Origin of the sequence: Allobosea sp. ASV33 (assembly GCF_016428755.1) — a bacterium.
In the GTDB taxonomy this organism is placed as follows: domain Bacteria; phylum Pseudomonadota; class Alphaproteobacteria; order Rhizobiales; family Beijerinckiaceae; genus Allobosea.
Window position 1 is genome coordinate 1 of sequence record NZ_JAELTI010000241.1, and the last position, 391, is coordinate 391.

The 391-nt window shown below is 34.0% G+C and carries 1 protein-coding gene; it reads left to right on the plus strand.

What is annotated here, in order from left to right; all coding sequences use genetic code 11:
• Positions 1 to 391, plus strand: a 391-nt coding sequence (locus JHD80_RS27325) for a hypothetical protein (RefSeq protein ID WP_199093739.1), incomplete at both ends; no start/stop codon positions are given.

Here is a 391-nt window from a genome sequence, read left to right on the forward strand (position 1 = left end):
TCGATTAGGTGGATTAGCTGATTTTCAAGAGTTATGTAGCGATTCTGAGTTTCAGCAAAAATTAAAATCAACCAAAATTAATTTTATTCAAGTAATTGGAACACCTGAGGAAGCTCGAAAGGCCTTTTGTTCAATCAATTCGGATACGAAACGATTAGATCCAGATGAGGAGTATCATTTACAGAATAGGGGGAGTGATGCTTTTTATGTGATTTATGCGTGTTGTTATATAAATGACAATAAATCCAATCTAGCTGAACTGAAATATGAACGGATAAATGAATTGATTGCTTTGGGTGAGCAAATTCACGATCATCTTTTTAACATAATACTTTTAGAGCCGGATTTAGCACATGGTAAAAAAATAGGCTTGGTCAATGAGCTCCTAAAT